Here is a 21381-nt window from a genome sequence, read left to right on the forward strand (position 1 = left end):
GGTTCACCGGCAGTCGCACAAATTTCGAAGATTCGCCCCGGAGCCAACATGCCAAAACCCATCATTGCCGTTCCCGCCGACATCAGGCATTTCACCGGAGCCGACTGGCACGCCGCGCAGAACCAGTATCTTTCCGCAGCTCTGAAGGTCGCCGGTGTCATGTCCTTCATCGTTCCGGCCTTCGAGGACGGTAACGAGGTCGACGCCATTCTGGACCGGGTGGACGGCCTGCTCGTCTCCGGTTCGGCAACCAATGTTCACCCTGCCCTTTACGGAAAAGAGGCACGGGAAAGCGATGGTCCCTTCGATCCTGCTCGTGACGCGACCAGCCTGCCGCTCATCCGCCGCGCCATCGAACGCGGCATTCCGATGCTGGCGATCTGTCGCGGTATTCAGGAATTGAATGTCGCGCTTGGCGGCACGCTTGCTTCGGAAATTCAGGAACAGCCCGGCGTGTGGGATCACCGCAAGCCGGAACATGACGACCGCGACGTGGCCTTCGCCATTCGCCAGCCGGTGCAGGTGCGCGAAGGTTCGTGCATTGCGCAGCATCTTGGCATGTCGGGTGAAATCCAGATCAATTCACTGCACCGCCAGGCAATTGCCGAGACCGCGCCGCGCCTGCAGGTCGAAGCCACGGCGGCGGATGGCACCATCGAAGCCGTTTCCGTCATCGACGCCAAGGGCTTTGCGGTCGGCGTGCAATGGCATCCGGAATATTGGGCCGAGACGGATGCGCCGTCGCGCGCCCTGTTCGAGGCCTTCGGCAAGGCTGTTCACGAATACCGAAACAGCAAGGCGTAAAAATCGCCCCTCCCCTTCAAGGGTCGCCCCGGCCCTTCAAGGCAAGCCGCATCTCCGACGCTAGCGCAAAAAAAGGGGCAAGCCTGAAAGCCTGCCCCAAGTCCGGGAGGAGGAGTGCTTAGCGCTTTGCGCGTTTCTTCTGTCGGTAGACGTCGGCGACGACGGCAGCCACGATGATCAGGCCTTTGACGATCTCCTGGTAATAGGCATCGACCCTGAGGAACGTGAAGCCGGATGTCATGACGCCGAGAATGATGGTGCCGATGACCGTTCCGGTGATGCGTCCAGCGCCGCCGGCAAGCGATGTGCCGCCGATAACGGCTGCGGCGATGGCGTCGAGTTCATACATCACGCCCATGCCGGCCTGCGCCGTCTGTGCACGGGCTGCGGTGACGACACCGGCAAGACCGGCCAGCATGCCGGCAATGGCATAGACCTTGATCAGATGCGCCTCGATATTGATACCGGAAACGCGTGCCGCCTGCTGGTTAGCGCCGATCGCATAGGTGAACTTGCCATAACGCGTGTAACGCAGCGCGATGTGGAAGATGATGGCGACGACGAGGAAAACGACGACCGGCCAGATGCCCGTACCGATGAAGTTGAAGCCATCGGTCAGGCCGGAGATCGGCTGACCCTTGGTGTACCACTTCGAAAGACCGCGTGCCGTCACCATCATGCCGAGTGTTGCGATGAAGGGCGGGATTTTCGTTCGCGCGATAAGCTGCCCGTTGATGAACCCGGCCAAGGCCCCGGCCAAGATGCCGACAGCAAGCGGTATGAAGAATGGCAGGTCGGTGAGGCCCGGATAAAGCGCCCGCGGCCAGGTCGAGGATTGCGCCACACTGGCAGACAACATCGCTGTCAGACCGACAACCGAACCGGAAGACAGGTCGATGCCGCCGGTAATGATGACCTGCGTCACGCCAACGGCGATGATGCCGATCACCGACACCTGCAGGATCATGATCGTCAGGCGCTGCTGGTTCATCAGGAAGCTCTGGCCGATGAAAATCCAGCCGAGAATTTCATAGACCAGCGCGATGCCGATCAGCACGAAAAAGATATTGGCTTCCGGCGGTATGCGCCTGTGCGGCTTGCGTCCGGATTTTGCATCCAACTCTGCGTTGGCGGTGGCGTTCGTATTCATAGTTGTTCCTCCTCGAGAAATCCCGGCGCGCCTCACCGCGATGCGAGATCCATCACCTTCACCTGCGTGGCTTCACTTCTGTCAAGGAAACCCGTCACCCGACCTTCATGCATGACCATGACACGGTCGCTCATACCCAGAACCTCCGGCATTTCGGAGGAAATCATGATGACGGCGACGCCTTGACGCGCCATCTCGCAAACCAGCTTGTGAATCTCCGCCTTGGCCCCGACATCGATGCCGCGCGTCGGTTCATCCAGAATGAGGATGCGCGGCTTGGTCAGCATCCAGCGACCGATCAGCACCTTCTGCTGGTTACCGCCGGACAGGTTTTCGATACGCTCGTATAGATGCGGCGTCTTGACCCGCAGCTTGCGGCACATCTCTTCGCAGGCGTCCGAAAGGGCGTTTTCCTGCACGAAGCCATTGGCAACATATTTGTCCTGCAGGACGGCGATCTGCATGTTCTCCAGAATATTGAGGATCAGCAGACATCCCGTATCCTTGCGGTCCTCGGTCAGGAACGCCATGCGGTGGCGGATTGCCTCGGTCGGGCTGTCGATCGCGACCTGTTTACCGTCGATTGCAACGGTACCCGAGGAGGCCGGCGTAACACCGAACACTGTCTCGGCAACATTGGAGCGTCCCGAGCCGACAAGACCCGCAACGCCTAAAATTTCGCCGGCGCGAACATCGAACGACACGTCATGGAACACGCCATCAAGTGTCAGGTTCTTGACCGACAGCACCACATCGCCGATCGGAACCTCTTCCTTCGGGAACATCTGCGTAATTTCGCGGCCCACCATCATGCGGATGATGTCATCGCGCGTCACATCGGTGGAAGCATGGGTGCCGATATATTTACCGTCGCGGAAGACAGAGAACTCGTCGGCGATCTCGAACAGCTCGTTCATCTTGTGGGTGATGTAGACGATGCCGATGCCACGTTCCCTGAGGTCACGAATAATGCGGAAGAGATGCTCGACCTCGCGTTCCGTCAGCGCCGATGTCGGCTCATCCATGATCAGAACGTCGGAATCGTAAGAAACCGCCTTGGCGATCTCGACCATCTGACGGCTCGCAACCGACAGCTCGCCGACGCGGGTTTCCGGATCGAGGTCGATACCCAGCCTTTCCAGCAGCGTCTCCGTGCGGCGGTACATTTCGCCATGGTCGATGAAACCAAAACGGTTTTTCGGCTCACGGCGAATCCAGATGTTTTCGGCCACCGTCATATAGGCCATCAGGTTGAGTTCCTGATGGATCATCGCAATGCCGTTTTCGAGCGCGTCGAGTGGGGAATCGAGGCGTATCGGAGCACCTTTAAGGCGGATTTCACCGATGTCCGGCTGATAGATACCAGCGAGAATCTTCATCAGCGTCGATTTGCCGGCGCCGTTCTCGCCCATCAGCGCGTGCACGGTGCCGCGCTTGAGGTGGAACGACACATCATCAAGCGCCACGACGCCGGGAAATTCCTTGCGTATACCGTCCGCTGCCAGAAGAAATTCTGCATTCGGCACGGCGCCGCTGGCGCGCACGGCGGCCATTGTCGATGGACTGACGACCATCTCACCCTCCACAATAGACAAAAATGACCGGAAAATTGGCCTGCGAAATCGCGACCTTCCTCCGGGGAGGCTTACAGCGCCGTGTCACCAAAGACAGGCATGGGCGCTGTAACACTTTGAATTCAATGAAATTATATTCTCTGCATCAGCCCGCAGGCTGCGCCTTCAGTTGCCGTCCGGGTCCGGCATCTGCTCCCGATATTATTTCAATCGAGCGCAAATGCCGGAACGGGATCGTCAGTTCTTGGCCACGTAATCCTTGACGTTCTCAGGCGTGACGAGCTGGAAGGGAATGTAGACCTTCTTGTCGACCTTGTCGCCCTTGACGAGCTTCAGTGCCGCATCGAGAGCGCCCTTGCCCTGACCAGCGGCGTCCTGGAACACCGTCACATCAAGATCGCCGGCGCGCATGGCGGCAAGCGCGTCCTGCGTGGCGTCCACACCGGCAACGACGTAGTCCTTCATGTCCTTGCCAGCGGATTTCAGCGCCTGAATGGCACCAATGGCCATTTCATCATTGTTGGCGATGACCGCGTTGAATTCGACACCACTGGAGAGCCAGTTGGTGACGAGGTCGGCGCCCTGCGTGCGCTGCCAGTTGGCCGTCTGCTCTTCAACCACCGAAATACCCTTGCATTCATCGGTTTTCAGAACATCGTGCACGGCCTGCGTGCGCATGCGCGCGCCTTGGTTGGAAAGCTCGCCCATCATGACAACGGCTTTGCCTTTACCACCGAGAAGGCGGCAAACTTCCTTGGTTTCCAGCGTACCGGCCACGGTTTCTTCAGATGCCACGAAGGCCTGACCTTCAGGCAGGCTGTCCACGTTCACCGGCTGGCGGTTAACGTAAACCAGCGGGATCTTGGCTTCTGCCGCAAGTTTCGACATGGCCGCCGTCGCGTCGGTATCGACCGGGTTGACGATGATCGCATCAACCTTGGACGCGATGAAATTCTGGATCTGGCTCTGCTGCTTGGCAACGTCGTTCTGCGCGTCTTCAACCTGCAGGGTAACGCCCTTCAGTTCCTTGGAGTAATCCTGCATGCCGTTTCGCAGCACGGTCAGGAAGTTGTCGTCGAACTGAGCCATCGAAACACCGACGGTTTCTGCATGTGCCGCCGTGCCCAGAAGCACAGACATGGCTGCACCAATAATAAGCTTCTTCATTGTTTTCTCCTCCACAGTGTCCGGCGCCACCTCTCCCAGCCGGAAGCGGACCCGAAAGCCCGCCGCTATCTCCACATTCAGAAAACGGAATAATGAAACCGATTTTCTGCTGTTCGATATATTTATTCCATTTTTGGTTCGAACGTCAATGTTTTCTTCGCAGCCAGGCGACGAAGCGGCACACAAGGCGGTGATGATGGGAGATTAAGGAAAACGGAGCTTCCTCCCCGCCCTTGCGGCGAGGAGAGATAAGCCGTTGAAATCATGGATCCCCGGGGCAAACCTGAGGATGACGCCAAGTTTGATGGCAGGTCGAATTCAATCGCAAGCCCGCACATCATCCATTGGGGTGGATGCTGGAACGGTACGTTCTATCTATGCGAACTGGGCATGACATCTGCAGGAATCGGGCAGACATAATCGCTGCCTTCGGTTTTTTCCTGCCATTCCTTCTTTGCACTGGCGAGCAGTTCCGGCGAGGTCATCAGCGCAAGCCCGGTCGATGCAAGCGTCTTGGCGGCATGCGCCATGGCCTTGTGAGCGGCGGGGCTTTTGCCCTGCGCTACCACCTGCCAGGTATGCGGATTGGTCCCGATCGCCCAGGCCGGCGTCCAGCACTGCGCCGTCGGCGTGATCCAGCTGACGTCGCCGACATCGGTGGAACCCGCCCGGAAATGCGACTCGCCCTCGAAAGCGCGCAGGCCGAGATGCAGGGGCGTCGAACCATCAATCTTCCGGTTGGAAAAAACATCACCCTTTATCTGATAGAGCCGGATGCTGCTTTTGATCGCCTCGTCGGTGAAAGTATCCTGAATGCTCTTTGCGAAAGCAATATCCGCTTCGTCGAAGGCGATGGGGCCAAGCGCCACCATGTTTTCATGCATCGCCGTTTCCAGCGTGATGTTAGGCAGAAGGTTGGTGGAGGCGGTATCGAAGACGATCTCAACATCGGTCTCGGTCATCATCGCCGCGCCGCGCGCCACCTTGTCCACCCGTGCAGCAAGATCGAGCGCCTGGCGCATTTCCGGGGCGCGGATCAGGTAAAGCACTTCGGCCTTGGCCTGCACAACATTCGCCGCCTTGCCGCCGGTATCGGTGATCGCATAATGCACCCGGCAATCCTGCGGCATGTGTTCGCGCAGGAAATTGACGCCGACATTCATGAGTTCGGCGGCATCAAGCGCCGAGCGGCCGAGATGGGCGGCGTTGGAGGCGTGGGCCGCAACGCCCTTGAAACGGTAGAAATATTCCAGCACGGCAAGATTATTGGTGGAACGCACGCCGTTGAACGGGGCCGGATGCCAGGTCAGCGCCGCGTCGACATCATCAAACAGGCCAGCCCGCACCATGAAGGTCTTGCCCGAACCGCCCTCCTCACCGGGGCAACCGTAATAACGCACGGTGCCGGGCAGATTATTGGCTTTCAGATGCCGGGCGAGCGCGATGGCCCCCATCAGCGAGCCAACGCCGAGGAGGTTATGGCCGCAGCCATGGCCGGTGGCGTTCGCCTCGCGCGGCTGCACCTGCGCCACATCGGCCACCTGGCTCATGCCGGCCAGCGCATCGAATTCGCCGAGGAAGGCAATGACCGGCTTGCCGCTACCGAATTCACCGATGAACGCCGTTTCCATGCCTGCCACGCCGCGGCGAACCGCAAAGCCGTTTTCCTCAAGCGCGGCGGCCAGAACGCCAGAGGATTGCCGTTCTTCAAATTTAAGCTCGGCAAAATCCCAGATGCTGTCGCTTAGGGTGGTGAAGTCGGGCTTCATGGCCTCGACTTCGGCGGCAATCGACATCACGGCATCACGGTTCATGGCTTGTCCTCGCATTTCCGCCCTTTACGGGCACGCGCAAGCGCTTCGGCGGATGCACCGCCAAATCCTTGCACCCTATAATGGAAAGCCCGCGCCGGGGTCCGCCTCCGGCGCGGGCAACAGTGGATCAGTTGTCGACCGAGACTTCCCAGAGACGGGCGTTCGACTGCCAGACCGGCTGGCCCTTGAGTTTCTTCGTGGCGCCCCAGACATCGACCATGTCGTAGAGGAAGATGCCCGGCATTTCCTTCAGCATCAGCTCATGGAACTCGTCGAAAATCTTCTGGCGCTTCGTCTGGTCGGCCTCGACATAGGCCGCCTTCATCAGCTCGATCGCCTTCGGATCGTCCCACATCAGGGAGGCGTTCTTGTCCTTGTTGCCGACATAGAAGGCATACATCAGCGCCGGGTCGAGACGCGGGGCGACCGACTGCGAGATCACCTGATAATTGCCGGAGCGACGGCGATCGACTTGCGTGGCATAATCCAGCACCTCGATCTGCACGTTGAGACCCGCCTGCTGCATCATGGCCTGCGCCATGACGGCGGCCGGGAAGCTCGGCACGTTGCCACGCTTGTTGGCGATGATGGAGATCGGCTCGCCCTTGTAACCGGCGGCCTCCAGTTCCTTCTTCGCGGCCTCGATGTCATAGGCCGGACGCTTTTTCTGGGTCTCGTCGAAATAGACCGAATCCTGCGAGACCATCGAGCCGTTGGCTTCACCCGTGCCGTTCGATGCGGCAGCAACCAGTTCATCGAGATCGAGCGCCATCGCCATGGCGCGGCGCACGCCTGGATTGCTCAGAACCTTGTCGCGGGTCTGGATGTAGAACAGGTTCTTGCCGTTGTTGCGGGCAACGATGAGCTGCATCTTGTCATTGGTCTTGAATTCCGGAATGAGATCGGGAGAAATCTCGGCCGTATCGAGCACGCCGGATTCAAGGCCCGCCTTCACCGTCGAAGCATCAGGAATGACCATGAATTTGATGCCGTCGGCCAGCGGCCGCTTGGAGCCGACCATGCCGTCAGGCTTGCCGTCATTTGCCGGCGAAACATAATCGGCAAATTTGGCGAGGCGGATATATTCGCCTTTTTTCCACTCGTCCCACTGGAACGGACCGGTGCCGATCGGCTTGACGAAGCTGCCATCGGCAGCAACCGATTCCGGTGAGATCATGCCGGTATAACCGCATTCCGGCCGCGACATCAGGCCGAGGAAAACGGCGGAAGGTTTTTCAAGCGTGATCTCGACCGTGGATGCATCCGTGGCCTTGACGCCGGTGACGTGCGCTGCCCCGCCTTCCGCGAAATCGTTGAGGCAGGTCCATTTTGTTTCCGGCTTCAGATAACGTGTCCAGTTCCAGGCAACATCCTCTGCGGTGAGCGGCTTGCCATTGTGGAATTTCACGTCCTTGCGCAGCTTGAACGTATAGGTCAGGCCGTCAGCCGAAACATCGACGCTTTCGGCCAGAAGCGGCTTCACCTCGCCAGCATTGTTATAACCGACGAGGCCTTCGACGATGTGCAGGATAACCCCGTCCGTATTGCCGTCGCGGTTCACGCCGGGATTGTTGCTGCGCAGATCCGAGCTCTGCGCGATGGTGATATCGCGGGCCGCCGCGATATTGGCCGTTACCAGCAGGGCAACGCCTGCAAGGAGAAATTTTTTCACTGTTCTACCCTCTTTGTTGTCGTTGATTGTAATTGATTAAAAACCGTCCCAGCAGGCCTGTGCCAGCCGGCCGATCGTCTCAAGCGCGATGGTGTATCCCGGCGTGCCGTCAGGCATGGTTTGCGGAACCTCATCGGTATAGGTGGTGATGATGAAGGACGGCGCGCCGTTTCTGTAGACGATGCCGGCATCCATGCGCCCACGCTTGCCGCGGCCACTCTTGCTGGCCACCACGGCCTCAAAAGGCAGGCGGGAGCGAATTCCATACCGCAAAATCTGGTTTTTCAGCGTCTGCATCGCCCACTCGCACAATTGCGGGCTGCAACCGAGCTTTGCCTGCGCCTCCGGCGAAGATTGCGCATCGAGAATGGTCTGCAGCAGAAGCACCTGATCCGCCGCCGAGGTGGTCGTAACTGTCTTCAACGGATGGTCGGCCGCCAGCGCCAGCGGCGGGATGAGGAAACGGTGGTGGGTATTGGCCATGCCGAGCGATTTGCAATAGCCGTCCACCTCTTCCAGCGTCAGCCGTTCGAGCACCATCTTGGTGCAGACATTGTCGCTCAGCACCATCATGCCGGCGACGGCATCGCGTAGCGAAATGACGATACCCGGCGTCATATAACGGAACATGCCGCTCGCGACCTCTTCCGCTAGCCGTTTTTCATAGGTAACGGGCTGGTCGAGATCGATCCGCCCTTCGCTGGCGGCCTTGAGAACGGCCATCATGATCGACGTCTTGCGGGTGCTGCCCGATGGCGTCTCCTCGTTTTCTCCCCGGCCGATCTCTTCACCGGTCAGGAGATTGCGCACCATGAAGCGCGTCACGAAAGGCTGTGCATCACAGATCGCATTTAATTGGGCAGCCACAGTCATTGTCATCTTCCTGTTAAACTTCATCTTCCAGACGCCATTTCAGTGTCACGCCGCCTTTCTCATTCTGGTCGAGGGCGGGAATGGCCGAGAGCAGCCGGCGTGTATAGGCCTCTCTAGGACTGTCGAAAATCGTGTCGCGGTCGCCCTCTTCGATGATGCGGCCGTCCTGCATGACGACGACACGGTCGGCCACCTGCTCCACCACGCCGAGATCGTGGCTGATGAACAGGCAGGAAAAACCGTAACGTTTCTGCAGATCGGAAAAGAGATCGAGCACCTGCGCCCGCACCGTCACGTCGAGTGCCGAGACCGGTTCGTCGGCAATCAGGAACCGCGGACGGCGGGCAATGGCGCGGGCAATCGCCACGCGCTGGCGCTGCCCCCCGGAAAGCTCATGCGGATAGCGGGCGGCAAAATCGGCGCCGAGCCCCACTTCCTCCAGCGTTTCCAGCGCCCGCTTGCGCTTGGCGGCCTGATCGAGGTCCGGCACGAGGCGCAGCGCCTCCTCCACCAGCGCCTGAATGGTCATGCGCGGATCGAGCGAGGAATAGGGATCCTGAAACACCATCTGGCAATTCAGGCGATAATCCTTCCAGTCCTCGTTGCGCTCACGGCCCTGAAAGCGGATTTGCCCTTCGCTTTCCTTGACGAGACCGGCAATGGTGCGGCCAAGCGTGGTCTTGCCGGAACCGGAGCCGCCGACCAGCGCCACGACCTCGCCCTCGTGAATATCGATGCTGACGCCGTGCAGCGCACGCTTCGATTTGGCTTTTTTCAGCAGCGATTTGCGACCGGCATAATCGACAACGATATCGCGGGCCGAAACCATTGGCGCCCTGGAGGTGTCGATACTGCGCGGCTCACCGCGAAACGGCAGAGAGGAAAGAAGTTTCTTCGTATAGGGGTGCTGCGGCGCGTCCAGCAGGTCCTCGGTGCGGCCCTGTTCGACGATCGTGCCTTTTTCCATCACCACGATGCGGCTGGTATAACGTGCCACCATCGGCAGATCGTGACTGATGAGGAGAACGGCAGTGCCTTCCGCCCGCGTCAGTTCCACCATCAGTTCCATGACATCGCGCTGGATGACCGCGTCAAGCGCCGTCGTCGGCTCATCGGCAATCAGCAGGGCCGGTTTCAGCAGCATGACCGAGGCCAGCATGATGCGCTGGCGCATGCCGCCGGAAAACTCGTGCGGATAGGCCGTCAACGCACCTTCGGGATCGCGGATGCCGACCCGGCGCAGCATGTCGAGAATTTTCTCGCGGCGCTCTTCGGGCGACAGCTTCGTGTGAAGGATCAGCCCTTCCTCCAGCTGTCTGCCAATCGTCATCGATGGGTTGAGCGAGGTCATCGGCTCCTGAAACACCACGCCGATCTCCGCGCCGCGCAGCCGCCGAAGATCCTTCACCGGCAGGGACATGACATCCTGCCCCTTGTAGATGATCGACCCGCCGGTGACGGCGATGGCCGGCGGCAGAAGCGAGATGAGCGCGCGGGTGGCGAGCGTCTTGCCCGAGCCGCTTTCGCCGACGATGCCGAAGATTTCCCCTGCGGCAATATCGAAGGAGACATCCTTGACCACCCGATGGCCGGTTCTGGCGACTTCGAGCGAAAGGCCGCGAACAGTGAGAAGTGTATTGTCTGTCATTTGAGACCTCTCATGCGCGGGTCAAGCCTGTCGCGAAGGGCATCGCCCAGAAGATTGATGCCAAGCAGCGTCAGCGCGATGCAGAGACCGGGGAAAAGCCCGAGCCACACGGCCTGCTGGATGAAGGGCCGGCCGGCGGCCAGCATGTTGCCCCAGGTGGGGGCCGGCGGCGGCACGCCGAGGCCGAGGAAGGAGAGCGCGCTTTCCGACAGGATGGCCCAACCGAACATGGAGGTGGCAAGAACCGTGATCGGCGCGATGCAATTGGGCAGGATGTGGCGGACCATGGTGTAGATCTCGCCATTGCCCATCACCAGAGATGCCTCGATGAATTCCCGCTCGCGCAGAGAAAGCACGGCACCACGCACCACGCGGGCCATGGATGGCGTATAGGCGATGCCGAGCGCGAAGATGATGCCATACTGGTTTGCGCCGAAAACCGCGAGCAGGCCGAGCGCCAGCAGAATGCCCGGGAAGGCCAGGAGCGCATTGTTGATGGCCATGATGACGCCATCCACCCAGCCCCGCGCATAACCGCTGACAAGGCCGATCAGCGTGCCGAAGATTGTCGCGAAGCTGACCGTCAGGAAGCCGATCCAGACGCTGGCCCGTGCGCCAACCATCAGGCGGCTCAAAACATCGCGCCCGAATTCGTCGGTGCCGAGAAGATGGCTGGCGCTTGGACCGGCCAGACGCGAGGCAAAACCGAGCTTCATCGGGTCATAGGGCGTCCAGAACAGACCGGTTGCGGCGGTGATGAGCAGGAGGGCGATGAGAAAGCCGCCGATAAGCCCGTTAAGTGTGAACTTTTTCATTCGGCAACCACACGCGGATCGAAGAGGGGATAAAGAAGGTCGACGAACAGGTTGACCAGCACATAGGACAGCGAGACGAACAGCAGGCAGCCCTGTATGACCGGATAGTCACGGGCAAAAATACTGTCGACCATCAGCCGTCCGAGGCCGGGAATGGTGAACACCGTCTCGATGACGGCGATGCCGCCGAGGAGATTGCCGAGGATGAGGCCGATCATCGTCCAGGTCGGGCCGAAGGCGTTCTTGAAGGCGTGCCGCCAGAGGACAGCACTTTCCGAGAGGCCCTTGGCACGGGCGTGGGTGATGTAATCCAGCCGCAGCACTTCCAGTGTCGAGGCGCGCGCCATGCGGATCAGAACACCCATTTCGTGGATGACAAGCGTCATGACGGGCAGGACGAGATAAAGCATGCCACCAACAAGATTATCGCTGATCGACACATATCCCAGCACCGGCAGCCAGCCGAGCTTGAGGCCGAAAAACAGAAGAAGCAGCAGGCCCAGCCAGAATGTCGGGATGGACAGAAGCAGGGTTGCCGTTCCCACCAGCGCAAGATCGGTCAGGCTGTTCTGTTTCCAGGCGGCGATAACACCCGCCGGAACCGCAATCAGGCTAGCGAGCAGCACGGCGACCACGACGATCTCGGCGCTGACGAGAAAACGCGACACGACCAGCGGCAACACGGCTTCGTCATTAACGATGGAGCGGCCGAAATCGCCCTGCACCACATTGCCGGCCCAGATCATGAATTGTTGCGGCATGGACTTGTCGAGGCCGAGTTCGGTCCTCATGGCTTCGATCTGTTCCGGTTGCGCCATGTCGCCCAGCATCAGGGCAGCCGGATCACCCGGAATGAAGCGGATGAGCGCAAAGACCGTGATCGACACGAATGCGATCGTCGGCAGCGCCATCAAAAGACGGCTCAGTATGAATCTTATCATCGGTTCCCCACGATTGATGGCCGGGAATGACATCCCGCCTCTATCGGTTTCGTTGCTGGTGACTATGACGGATTGAGAAATATCACGCAATATTATGCGTAAATGTCATATGTCTATGCAGAATGGCGGCGCGTTTCATCCTGATGAAGGCAATGAGATTTCCCGCCCAAAATCCCGTTTTCAGTCGATTTTTTGCGAAAGCTGGATTTCCCGCTTCAGGGCATCGCTCAGTGCCTGCGCCGCGATGGACAAGGGTGCACCGGAAGCGCGGGCAAGACCGAATTCCTGTGTGGCCTGCGGAACGAATGGTCGGGCGACAACGGGAAGGTGCCGGTAGAGGTTAGCATAAAAACTGCTAATGATCGTTACCCCCAACCCGTGCGCCACATAGGCGCAGGCGGAACTGTTGGTATGGGTCTCGATCTTCACCATCGGCTTGACGCCGGCCTTCTTGAATACCTGATCGAGCGCCATGCGGTTCGGCCTCTGCCGGCCGATCAGGATGAGCGGAACATTGCGCAGATCCTTGACGGTGATTTCGGTGAGTTCAGCCAGCGGATGATCCTCCCGGACCACGCAGACGCTCTTGCCGGTTGCAACACGTTCGACATCGATGCCCGGCCCGATCTCGCCTTCCATCCGCAGGAAACCGAGATCGATCACCCGTTCGCCCACCAGCTTGTTGATGGCGGTGGTCGTCTCGAAGAAGGTTTCGATACGCACGCCGGGAAAATCCCGGACATAATCGATCAGCATGGCGGGCGCGAAATTTTCCCACATGCTGCTTGGCAGGCCGATGCGAACGATTTCCGGGCCGGCCGCGCCATTGCGCAAATCTTCGGCGTGGCCGGACATGCGATCGACGGCGAGCAGCACGTTTTCGGCATCACGGGCAAGAAGTGCGGCTTCCGGCGTCGGAATGAGCCGCCCTTTGTCGCGGGCAAACAGTGTCAGCGACAGATCCGATTCGAGCTGCGCCAGAAGCCGGCTGACACCGGACTGGCTGAGACCCATGGCCTTGGCCGTGGCAATGGTGGAGCCGGTGGAAAGAAGCGTACGCAGGACTTCGAGCTGCTTGATGTTCATGAGGCCAGCACCATGGATGAAAAACGAGCCGGTAACGGTTCAAACCTTTTGCCGCCGATAGCGCTTCCTGTCACCGGTTTTTTATCCTACCCGCGACAGCGACCTACAATTTCACCTCATAGACCGTGTCATGGGTGGCCACGCGTGCCTCTCCCGATGGCGTCACCCAGCCGCGAAACATGCCGGATGTATTATAGGGCGCGGATATGCCGCCTTCGGCATCGATCGCCACTAGCCCGGCACCGATATTGTAGGGAGCCAGATCCTTGTGCACGAGATCGCCGGCGGCGGTCTCCAGATCCTGCCCAAGATAGGCAACGCGGGACGCGATCTCGTGGCCGACGACATAACGGATGAAAAACTCGCCCTTGCCGGTGCCCGAGACCGCACAGGCGCCATCCCGCGCATAGGTGCCGGCGCCGATTACCGGGCTGTCTCCCACGCGGCCGTCCGGCTTGTTGGTGTAACCGCCGGTCGAGGTGGCCGCAGCAAGATGCCCCGCCGCATCGCGCGCCACTGCGCCGACAGTCCCGTGCTTTTCGTTTTCAGTTGCTTCCGTGCCTGTGGCGGCGTGGCGCTTCATCGCCGACAGTGCCTCCACGCGCTTTTGCGTGGTGAAGTAGGATTGAGGCTCGGTGGCTAGCCCCTTTTCCCTGGCGAAGCGGTCGGCCGCCTCACCCGTCAGATAGACGGCACGTTCATCCACCATCAGCGCACGCGCCGCCTTCACAGGGTTGCGGATGGCGCGGGACGCGCTGATCGCGCCCGCCGCCAGTGTGGCACCATCCATGATCGACGCATCGAGTTCGTGAATGCCGTTTTCGTTGAGTGCAGCACCATGCCCGGCATTAAAATGCGGGCTGTCCTCCATGACGACAACCGCCGCCTCGACCGCCTCAAGCGCGGTTCCGCCAGCCTTCAGCACGCCATAACCGGCACGCAGCGCCGCTGCCAGATCATCACGCGCAGCAGCCCACTCCTCAGAAGTCATGCTGTCTTCCGGCATCACGCCGCAACCACCATGAATGGCCAGTGCGATCTTCGTCATGTGCTCACTCCTTCGTCACCCCACTCCCGCAGGGCCTCTTACCATCAATGAAAGGCGATATCGCCGATAACCCGTACGCGCACCCTGCGAGCGCCGCCCGGCAGATAGGTGATCGGGATGTCCTCGACCTCAAGCGTCTTGAGGCTCGCCCGCTCCGCGCCAGACGCAACGGCTGCGTTCTGCGCCTTGGTCTCGGCTTTTGCAAGCAACTGTTCCGCAAGCTGGATTGCAAACGCCGCGTGGAGGCGATCCGCGCGGCGAAAGCACTGGGCTGGCTGTAAGGCTCAGCGGTTGTTCTTCTTGCGCCATTCGGCAAAAGCCGTCTGGTGTTCTTCCTTGGTGCAGGGGTAAAGCCCGATGATCGTCTGGCCGGCCTTGACCTGCTCCACCACGAAATCCTCATAAGCCGTCATTTCCACCGCCTCGGTGGCGATCTCGTCGGCAATGCCGGCGGGAATGACGATGACGCAGTCCGCATCGCCAACGATGATGTCGCCGGGAAAGACAGGCGCGTCGCCGCAGCCGATCGGGCCGTTGATCTCAATCGCCTCATGTTTGGTGAGGTTGGTCGGGCTGGAAGGCCGGGTGTGATAGGCCGGAATATCCAGTTCGGCGATGGTGGCGGCGTCGCGGAAACCGCCATCGCTGACGATGCCGGCACCGCCACGCACCATAAGGCGCGTTACCAGAATATCGCCGGCCGAGGCGGCGCTCGCATCCTTGCGGCTGTCGATCACCATCACATGACCCGGCGGGCAGGTTTCGATTGCCACCCGCTGCGGATGGGCGGGATTGCGAAATTCCACGAGCTGGTTGCGGTCCTCGCGTGCGGGCATATAACGCAGCGTAAATGCCGGCCCGACCATGTTCGTGCCCTTGTAGCCGAGCGGATGTACGCCCTGTATGACCTGGTTTCGCAGGCCACGCTTGTAAAGCGCTGTCGCCAGCGTGGCGACGGAAATGGTTTTCAGCTTGTCGCGGGTCTCTTGGTTCATCCCGGTCTCTCCTGTCATTTTATATCATTGGCGAGGGCTCTGCCCTGCTCAAGGCTTCAATAAATATCCGGCTCACCAGCGGCGCGGCCGAAATCGGTCTGCAGGAAGTCGAAATCGCACCCCTGATCGGCCTGGCTCACATGTTTGGAAAAAATATAACCGTAGCCGCGCTCATAACGCGGCGGCGGCGCCTGCCAGGCGGCCCGGCGGCTGGCGAGCTCCTCATCGCTGACCAACATGTCAAGGCGGCGTTGCGGCAGGTCGAGCCGTACGATATCGCCTGACTTCAGCAAGGCGAGCGGCCCGCCGATAAAACTCTCCGGCGCGACATGCAGCACGCAGGCGCCATAGGATGTGCCGGACATGCGGGCATCGGAGATACGCAACATGTCGCGATGGCCTTTCTTGATCAGCGCCTTGGGGATCGGCAGCATGCCCCACTCTGGAAAACCGGGGCCGCCGAGTGGACCGGCATTGCGCAGCACCAGCACATGATCCGGCGTCACATCAAGATTTTCATCGTCGATTGCCGCCTTCATCTCGGGGTAGCTGTCAAAAACCAGCGCCGGGCCTTCATGGATGTGAAATTTCGGATCGCAGGCGGCGGGTTTGATGACCGCTCCATCCGGACAGAGATTGCCGCGCAAGACGGCGAGTGAGCCTTCCGCATAGACCGGATTGTCGAGCGAACGGATCACATCGTCATTATAAACCTTCGCGCCCTCGAGATTTTCACCCATGCTGCGGCCGGTCACCGTGAGAGCCGAGCAGTCAAGCCGACTTTCAAGCTGCTTCATCAGGGCGCGCAAACCGCCCGCATAATAAAAATCCTCCATCAGATAGTCTTTGCCCGAGGGGCGGACATTGGCGATGAGCGGCGTGACACGGCCAAGCTCGTCCAGCTCATCGAGCGTCATCGGCACACCGGCGCGGCGCGCCATGGCGATGAGGTGAACGACTGCATTGGTGGAGCAGCCGGTTGCCATGGCAACGATGGCGGCATTGCGGAATGCAGCCGCCGTCAGAATGCGATCCGGGGTCAGATCCTCACCCACCATTTCCACGATGCGGCGGCCGCAGCCTGCCGACATGCGCTGGTGTTCGGCATCGACAGCCGGAATGGAGGATGCACCCGGCAGCGTCAGGCCCAGCGCATCGGTAATCGCCGTCATGGTCGATGCCGTGCCCATGGTCATGCAGACACCGGCAGAACGGGCGATGCCGCCCTGCAGCCCACGCCATTCCTCGTCACTGACATTGCCAGCCCGGCGTTCGTCCCAATATTTCCAGGCGTCGGAGCCGGAACCCAGCACCTTGCCGGCATAATTGCCGCGCAGCATCGGCCCGGCCGGCAGATAGATCATCGGTACGCCGGCCGAAATCGCGCCCATGACGAGGCCGGGCGTCGTCTTATCACAACCGCCCATCAGCACCACGCCGTCAAGCGGATGCGAGCGGATCATCTCTTCCGTCTCCATCGCCAGCATGTTGCGATAGAGCATCGAAGTCGGCTTGGTGAAACTCTCATCAACCGAAAGCGATGGCATTTCCACCGGGAAGCCGCCCGCCTGCAAGACACCGCGCTTCACATCCTTCACACGCTCGGGAAAATGCGAATGGCAGGTGTTCAATTCGGACCAGGTGTTGAGGATGCCGATGACGGGTTTGCCGACAAAATCTTCCTCCGCATAACCGAGCTGCATCATGCGGGAGCGGTGGCCGAAACTGCGCAGGTCATCGGGCGCGAACCAGCGGTCGGATCTCAATTTTCTGTCGGTCATGTCAGACTTTCCGCGAAACGGGCGTCTCAGGCGCCCAACCTTTATAGAGATCGTCACCCTCGCTCAGCGGCAACCGCACGGGCTGCCCCTGCCGTACCGACTTATAGGTGGCGGTGACGAGTTCGATGGAGCGCAACCCGTCGGCAACGGTCACTTCATTGCCACCCCTGCCCTCGATCGCATCGGCGATGGCTTCGAGGAAACCGGCAAAACCATCCAGCCCCGTACCGACCCGCGCCAGAACCGCATCGATCTCCTGCTGCGTCGTCGGCGCGCGGGCGGTGAAGTGCCACGTGTCCTCGGCCGGCGCATAGGGTTTGGTGCCGCTTTCAGCAGTCAGCCCCTCGAAACAGAAACGCAGCCGCGACGTGTCATTGCCAGCGCCAAGCGTCACGGAACTCGTTACCAGCGCACCGCTTTTCATGCGCAGGCTGATGGCTGCACAATCCTCCGTTTCGATGGCGTTCACCCGCGTATCGGCGAAGGCAAATACCTCCTCGACCGGACCGAGCACATGGCAGATAAGATCATGGGCATGGATGGCATGCCCGAGCGTCGCGCCGCCACATTCGCCCTTCCATGTGCCGCGCCATGGAATTGAATAATAGTCAGCACCCCGGTTCCAGTGCACTTCAGAACTGGCGACAAAGGCCTTGCCGGCAAGGCCGGCATCGATCAGCGCGCGCAGCTGCCGCATGGCATGGCCGAATCGGTACTGGAACACAGGAAACACCTGACGGCCGGTGTTTTTCACCGAAACAAGCAGGGCATGCGCCTCCTCCAGCGAGCGAACAAGCGGCTTTTCGCAGATCACATCCTTGCCGGCGGCATGGGCCTGCAGGGCAACCGGAAAATGCAGATGCGGCGGCAGGCAGATATCGATCAGCGAGATGCTGTCATCCGCCAGCACCTCCTCAAGGCTTGCCGTCACCTTTATCGAGGGGTCATCCTCGGCGAGCTTGCGCGCCCGCTCCAGATCGAGATCGCAGATGGCCTTTACCGTAAAGCGGCCTGGAAGCGCGCGATAGCCCTTGAGATGCAACGCGCCGATGCCCGCGCCGATGATTGCAACGCCGATCATGCCACTCTCCCTTCGGCTTTTGCCTGCGCCTTCAGCGCCAATTCACACACCCTGAAAGCGTGAGCCTGAGGCATGGCGGTTTCGGTGCGGTTGCGGATATCAGCGGACAGGCGGTCGAAATAGGGCAGGCCGGCATCCGAGGCATCTATGTATTCGCAGCGATCGCCATTGACGAGAATAAGCCTGTCGGTGCCCGGCTTGTTGCCGAGATCGACATATTTCCGCAGCTCGATATAGCCTTCCGTTCCCAGAATGGTCAGGCGGCCATCGCCCCAGGTGGGCAGCGCATCCGGCGTATACCAGTCGACACGAATATAGCCATGGCCGCGATCACCGCGCAGCAGCACCTCGCCGAAATCCTGCAAGCCCGGATCGCCGGGATTGGCATAATTCGCGACTGTCGCAGAAACAACTTCCACATCCGTCGAGCCGGTGAAGAACATGAACTGGTCGATCTGGTGGCTGGCAATATCGGTGAGGATACCGCCATAGGATTCCAGATCGAAAAACCAGTCGGCGCGCAGCGCCCGGTTGAGACGGTGCGGCCCCGTGCCAATGGTCTGCACCACCCGGCCGATGGCGCCCGCCGCCACCAGTTCCGTGGCCTTCGTCACGCTCGGCACTTCGAAACGCTCCGAAAAATTCACCGACCATATGCGTTTCGTGCGGGCCACGGTGGCGCGCAGCTGCTCCAGCTGGGCAAGCGTGGTGCATCCCGGCTTGTCCGACATCACATCCTTGCCCGCTTCCATTGCACGAACGGCAAGGTCGGCGCGCTTCTTCGGAACATCGGCAATCAGGACGAGATCGATGGTCGGATCGGCAAGAATCTCTTCAACGCTCCCCACACGCGGAACATCGGGGAAGCGTTTCAGGAAACCCTCCACAATTTCGGGTTCGCCCTCCGTCCACCAGCCGGCAAATTCCGCGCCGGCATTCAGCATGTTCTGTGACATGCCGAAAATATGCCGGTGCTCGATACCGAGAGCCGCAAACTTGATCGGTTTAGTCATAGCGCAGTTCCACTTCCTTGCCGCCTTCGGCAGATTTGACGATTGCATCGATCAGTCGGTGAGAAAGGAGCGCGGCCTCACCGGTCACCACCGGCTCCCGCTCCAAAACAAGGGCATCGACAAAATCCTCGATAATGCCCTGATGCCATTCATGGGTGAACGCCATGGGATCGGCGCCGCCACCCGTGCCGGATGCCGCCCCGCCAAAGACCTCGCTGCGCCCATCCCGCCAGTCGACTTGCAACACGCCGGAGGCAAGCCGCAGACTGGCCTTGTCGAAATGCAGGGCAATGGTTTCGGCACTTCCGGGAAAACTGGCCGTGCTTGCCATCAGCGAACCAACAGCGCCATTTTCGAAACGCAGCCCGGCAGAGACGAAATCCTCGGTCTCCATCCGATGAAACCGCGTCGTCGTCGCCATGGCCTGCACACGTGCCACCGGCCCGGCAAGGCTGAGCGCCAAGTCGATCGTATGGATCGCCTGCGATATCAAGACACCGCCGCCATCCCGCTCCCGCGTTCCGCGGCCCGGCTCGTCGTAATAGGCCTGTGCGCGCCACCACGGCACGGAAATTTCGCAGACGCCCAATGCACCGAGGGTGCCGCCCGCGACAAGTTCCTTCGCCTTGAGCGAAGCCGCGCGCATGCGGTGCTGGAAAACAATGCCAAGCGAGATACCAGCGCTTCGGCAGAAGGCAACCAATGCGGATGCTTCCGCCGTGTTACGGGCAACCGGCTTTTCAAGCAGGACATGTTTTCCGGCGCGGGCGAGCGGCTCCACCACGCTTGCGCGGGCATTTGGCGGCGTCACCACGATGGCGAAATCCACTCCGGGATCAGCCGCCACATCTTCAACGGAGCGATAGACTATGACCTCATGGCCCATCAGCGCGGAAGCTTCCTGCGCCAGACGGGCGGCCCGGCCGGAGCCGCCATCCACGATGCCCTTGAGATTGACTTTGTCAGGAGATGCAGCTGCGGCAAGTAAATGCGTTCTGGCGACCATTCCGGCACCCACAATGACACAAGTTTTGCCTGTTCGCATGATCGCGAGCCTCCCAACCCACGTTTGGTGGTTAAAGTGCATACCGGTATGCCGGTTGTCAATAAATTTGCATTCCGGTAAACAGGTTCATGAAAAATTGCCGGACGCAGGGGGGAAAATGCGAAAAGGCCTGACAACGGAATATCCGACTCCGGAAATGGAGCCGCTGGATCTGAACCGCCCGGCGGTGGACCAGATTTATGCCGCGCTGAAAGCGGCAATCCTTGACCGGCAGCTTGCGCCGGGTCAGGCCGTCTCGGAAAACGATATCGGCCAGCTTTTCAATTCCAGCCGCACGCCGGTTCGTGAAGCATTGAGCCGCCTGCGCGACGACGGCCTGATCGTCACCCTGCCGAGCCGGGGAACCTATGTCTCCAAGCTCTCTGAACTGCAGATCAGAAGTGCGCAGTTCATTCGTGAGGCGCTGGAAGTGGCGGCCATACGCAGGCTTTGCCAGATGGACCTGTCGGGGCGGGCCATGCGCGACATCGAGCAGGCTCTGGCTGCGCAGCGTCAGGCGATGACCGACGGTGACCGAAAGGCGTTCCGCCTGCATGACGACCAGTTTCACAGCGCGCTGGCGGCCGCTACCGGCCTCGATCGTCTGGAAACCTTGCTGATGCGGGAAAAAGCCGCTCTCGACCGGTTGCGGGTGCTCGCCATCACCGACGAGGCGCATATGGCCCGCCTGCTTTCCGAACACGAGGCCGTTTATGACGCGGTCAAGGCGAAGGACGAGGACCGTGCGGTGGAATGGCTGCGCCAGCATCTGCGCCGCGTCCTTGGCATCCTGTCGCAAATCTACGAGGCTCATCGCGAATATTTCGAATAGGCCACCAAGATACGTCGAATATCAGCCCCAGTGAAATGAGAG

At 60.3% G+C, this 21381-nt stretch carries 18 protein-coding genes and 1 pseudogene; 2 read left to right on the forward strand and 17 right to left on the reverse strand.

Annotated elements, in window-relative coordinates; genetic code table 11:
• Positions 1-48: 48 nt before the first annotated feature.
• Positions 49-804, forward strand: a complete 756-nt coding sequence (locus tag PL640_RS08595; protein ID WP_269699384.1) for a gamma-glutamyl-gamma-aminobutyrate hydrolase family protein — start codon at positions 49-51, stop codon at positions 802-804.
• A gap of 118 nt (positions 805-922) precedes the next feature.
• Here the strand turns inward: PL640_RS08595 and PL640_RS08600 are convergent, their stop codons facing one another.
• The 17 genes and pseudogenes from PL640_RS08600 to PL640_RS08680 all read right to left on the reverse strand — a co-directional run bounded on the left by PL640_RS08600 (position 923) and on the right by PL640_RS08680 (position 20507).
• Positions 923-1954, reverse strand: coding sequence for an ABC transporter permease (locus tag PL640_RS08600; protein ID WP_142842649.1), 1032 nt, complete (start codon positions 1952-1954; stop codon positions 923-925).
• Positions 1955-1986: 32 nt separating this feature from the next.
• Complete coding sequence (locus PL640_RS08605; protein ID WP_142842648.1) at positions 1987-3528, reverse strand: sugar ABC transporter ATP-binding protein; 1542 nt, start codon at positions 3526-3528, stop codon at positions 1987-1989.
• Positions 3529-3765: 237 nt separating this feature from the next.
• Positions 3766-4695: a sugar ABC transporter substrate-binding protein gene (locus PL640_RS08610; RefSeq protein ID WP_142842647.1), complete on the reverse strand. Its 930-nt coding sequence runs from the start codon at positions 4693-4695 to the stop codon at positions 3766-3768.
• A gap of 371 nt (positions 4696-5066) precedes the next feature.
• Positions 5067-6509 (reverse strand): M20 family metallopeptidase, encoded by a 1443-nt coding sequence (locus PL640_RS08615; protein WP_271361491.1) that lies wholly within the window; start codon positions 6507-6509, stop codon positions 5067-5069.
• 127 nt (positions 6510-6636) lie between these two features.
• Positions 6637-8181 carry an ABC transporter substrate-binding protein gene (locus PL640_RS08620; RefSeq protein WP_271361493.1) on the reverse strand — a complete coding sequence of 515 codons (1545 nt, stop codon included), beginning with the start codon at positions 8179-8181 and terminating at the stop codon, positions 6637-6639.
• A gap of 36 nt (positions 8182-8217) precedes the next feature.
• The gene (locus tag PL640_RS08625) at positions 8218-9054 is read right to left on the reverse strand and encodes a serine hydrolase (protein ID WP_035221036.1); all 837 of its coding nucleotides are present in this window, start codon (positions 9052-9054) and stop codon (positions 8218-8220) included.
• Between the two features lie 13 nt (positions 9055-9067).
• Positions 9068-10702, reverse strand: a complete 1635-nt coding sequence (locus PL640_RS08630) for an ABC transporter ATP-binding protein (protein WP_271361496.1) — start codon at positions 10700-10702, stop codon at positions 9068-9070.
• A complete protein-coding gene (locus PL640_RS08635; RefSeq protein ID WP_142842642.1) occupies positions 10699-11517 on the reverse strand; it encodes an ABC transporter permease in 819 nt (272 codons plus the stop codon). The genes PL640_RS08630 and PL640_RS08635 overlap by 4 nt, the downstream gene beginning before the upstream one ends.
• A complete protein-coding gene (locus PL640_RS08640; protein WP_137453905.1) occupies positions 11514-12458 on the reverse strand; it encodes an ABC transporter permease in 945 nt (314 codons plus the stop codon). Before PL640_RS08640 ends, PL640_RS08635 begins: the two co-directional genes overlap by 4 nt.
• A gap of 180 nt (positions 12459-12638) precedes the next feature.
• Positions 12639-13544, reverse strand: a complete 906-nt coding sequence (locus PL640_RS08645) for a LysR family transcriptional regulator (RefSeq protein WP_110757939.1) — start codon at positions 13542-13544, stop codon at positions 12639-12641.
• Positions 13545-13647: 103 nt separating this feature from the next.
• Positions 13648-14592: an isoaspartyl peptidase/L-asparaginase family protein gene (locus PL640_RS08650; RefSeq protein ID WP_271361498.1), complete on the reverse strand. Its 945-nt coding sequence runs from the start codon at positions 14590-14592 to the stop codon at positions 13648-13650.
• Between the two features lie 44 nt (positions 14593-14636).
• Positions 14637-14807: pseudogene (locus tag PL640_RS08655) on the reverse strand (hydantoinase/oxoprolinase N-terminal domain-containing protein); the annotation flags it as partial.
• 69 nt (positions 14808-14876) lie between these two features.
• Entirely contained in the window at positions 14877-15587 is a 711-nt protein-coding gene (locus PL640_RS08660) for a ribonuclease activity regulator RraA (RefSeq protein ID WP_142842640.1), read from the reverse strand.
• 56 nt (positions 15588-15643) lie between these two features.
• Complete coding sequence (gene araD, locus PL640_RS08665; protein ID WP_271361499.1) at positions 15644-17368, reverse strand: L-arabinonate dehydratase; 1725 nt, start codon at positions 17366-17368, stop codon at positions 15644-15646.
• A 1-nt stretch (position 17369) separates the two neighbouring features.
• Positions 17370-18449, reverse strand: a complete 1080-nt coding sequence (locus PL640_RS08670) for a Gfo/Idh/MocA family protein (RefSeq protein ID WP_271361500.1) — start codon at positions 18447-18449, stop codon at positions 17370-17372.
• Positions 18446-19462: a Gfo/Idh/MocA family protein gene (locus tag PL640_RS08675; RefSeq protein WP_271361501.1), complete on the reverse strand. Its 1017-nt coding sequence runs from the start codon at positions 19460-19462 to the stop codon at positions 18446-18448. Before PL640_RS08675 ends, PL640_RS08670 begins: the two co-directional genes overlap by 4 nt.
• The gene (locus PL640_RS08680; protein ID WP_271361502.1) at positions 19455-20507 is read right to left on the reverse strand and encodes a Gfo/Idh/MocA family protein; all 1053 of its coding nucleotides are present in this window, start codon (positions 20505-20507) and stop codon (positions 19455-19457) included. Before PL640_RS08680 ends, PL640_RS08675 begins: the two co-directional genes overlap by 8 nt.
• A gap of 118 nt (positions 20508-20625) precedes the next feature.
• On the opposite strand from PL640_RS08680, the gene PL640_RS08685 reads away from it, so the two are divergent.
• Complete coding sequence (locus PL640_RS08685) at positions 20626-21339, forward strand: GntR family transcriptional regulator (protein ID WP_142842635.1); 714 nt, start codon at positions 20626-20628, stop codon at positions 21337-21339.
• Positions 21340-21381: the final 42 nt, after the last annotated feature.

Source organism: Agrobacterium sp. ST15.16.024, assembly GCF_027956545.1.
Classification (GTDB): domain Bacteria; phylum Pseudomonadota; class Alphaproteobacteria; order Rhizobiales; family Rhizobiaceae; genus Agrobacterium; species Agrobacterium cucumeris.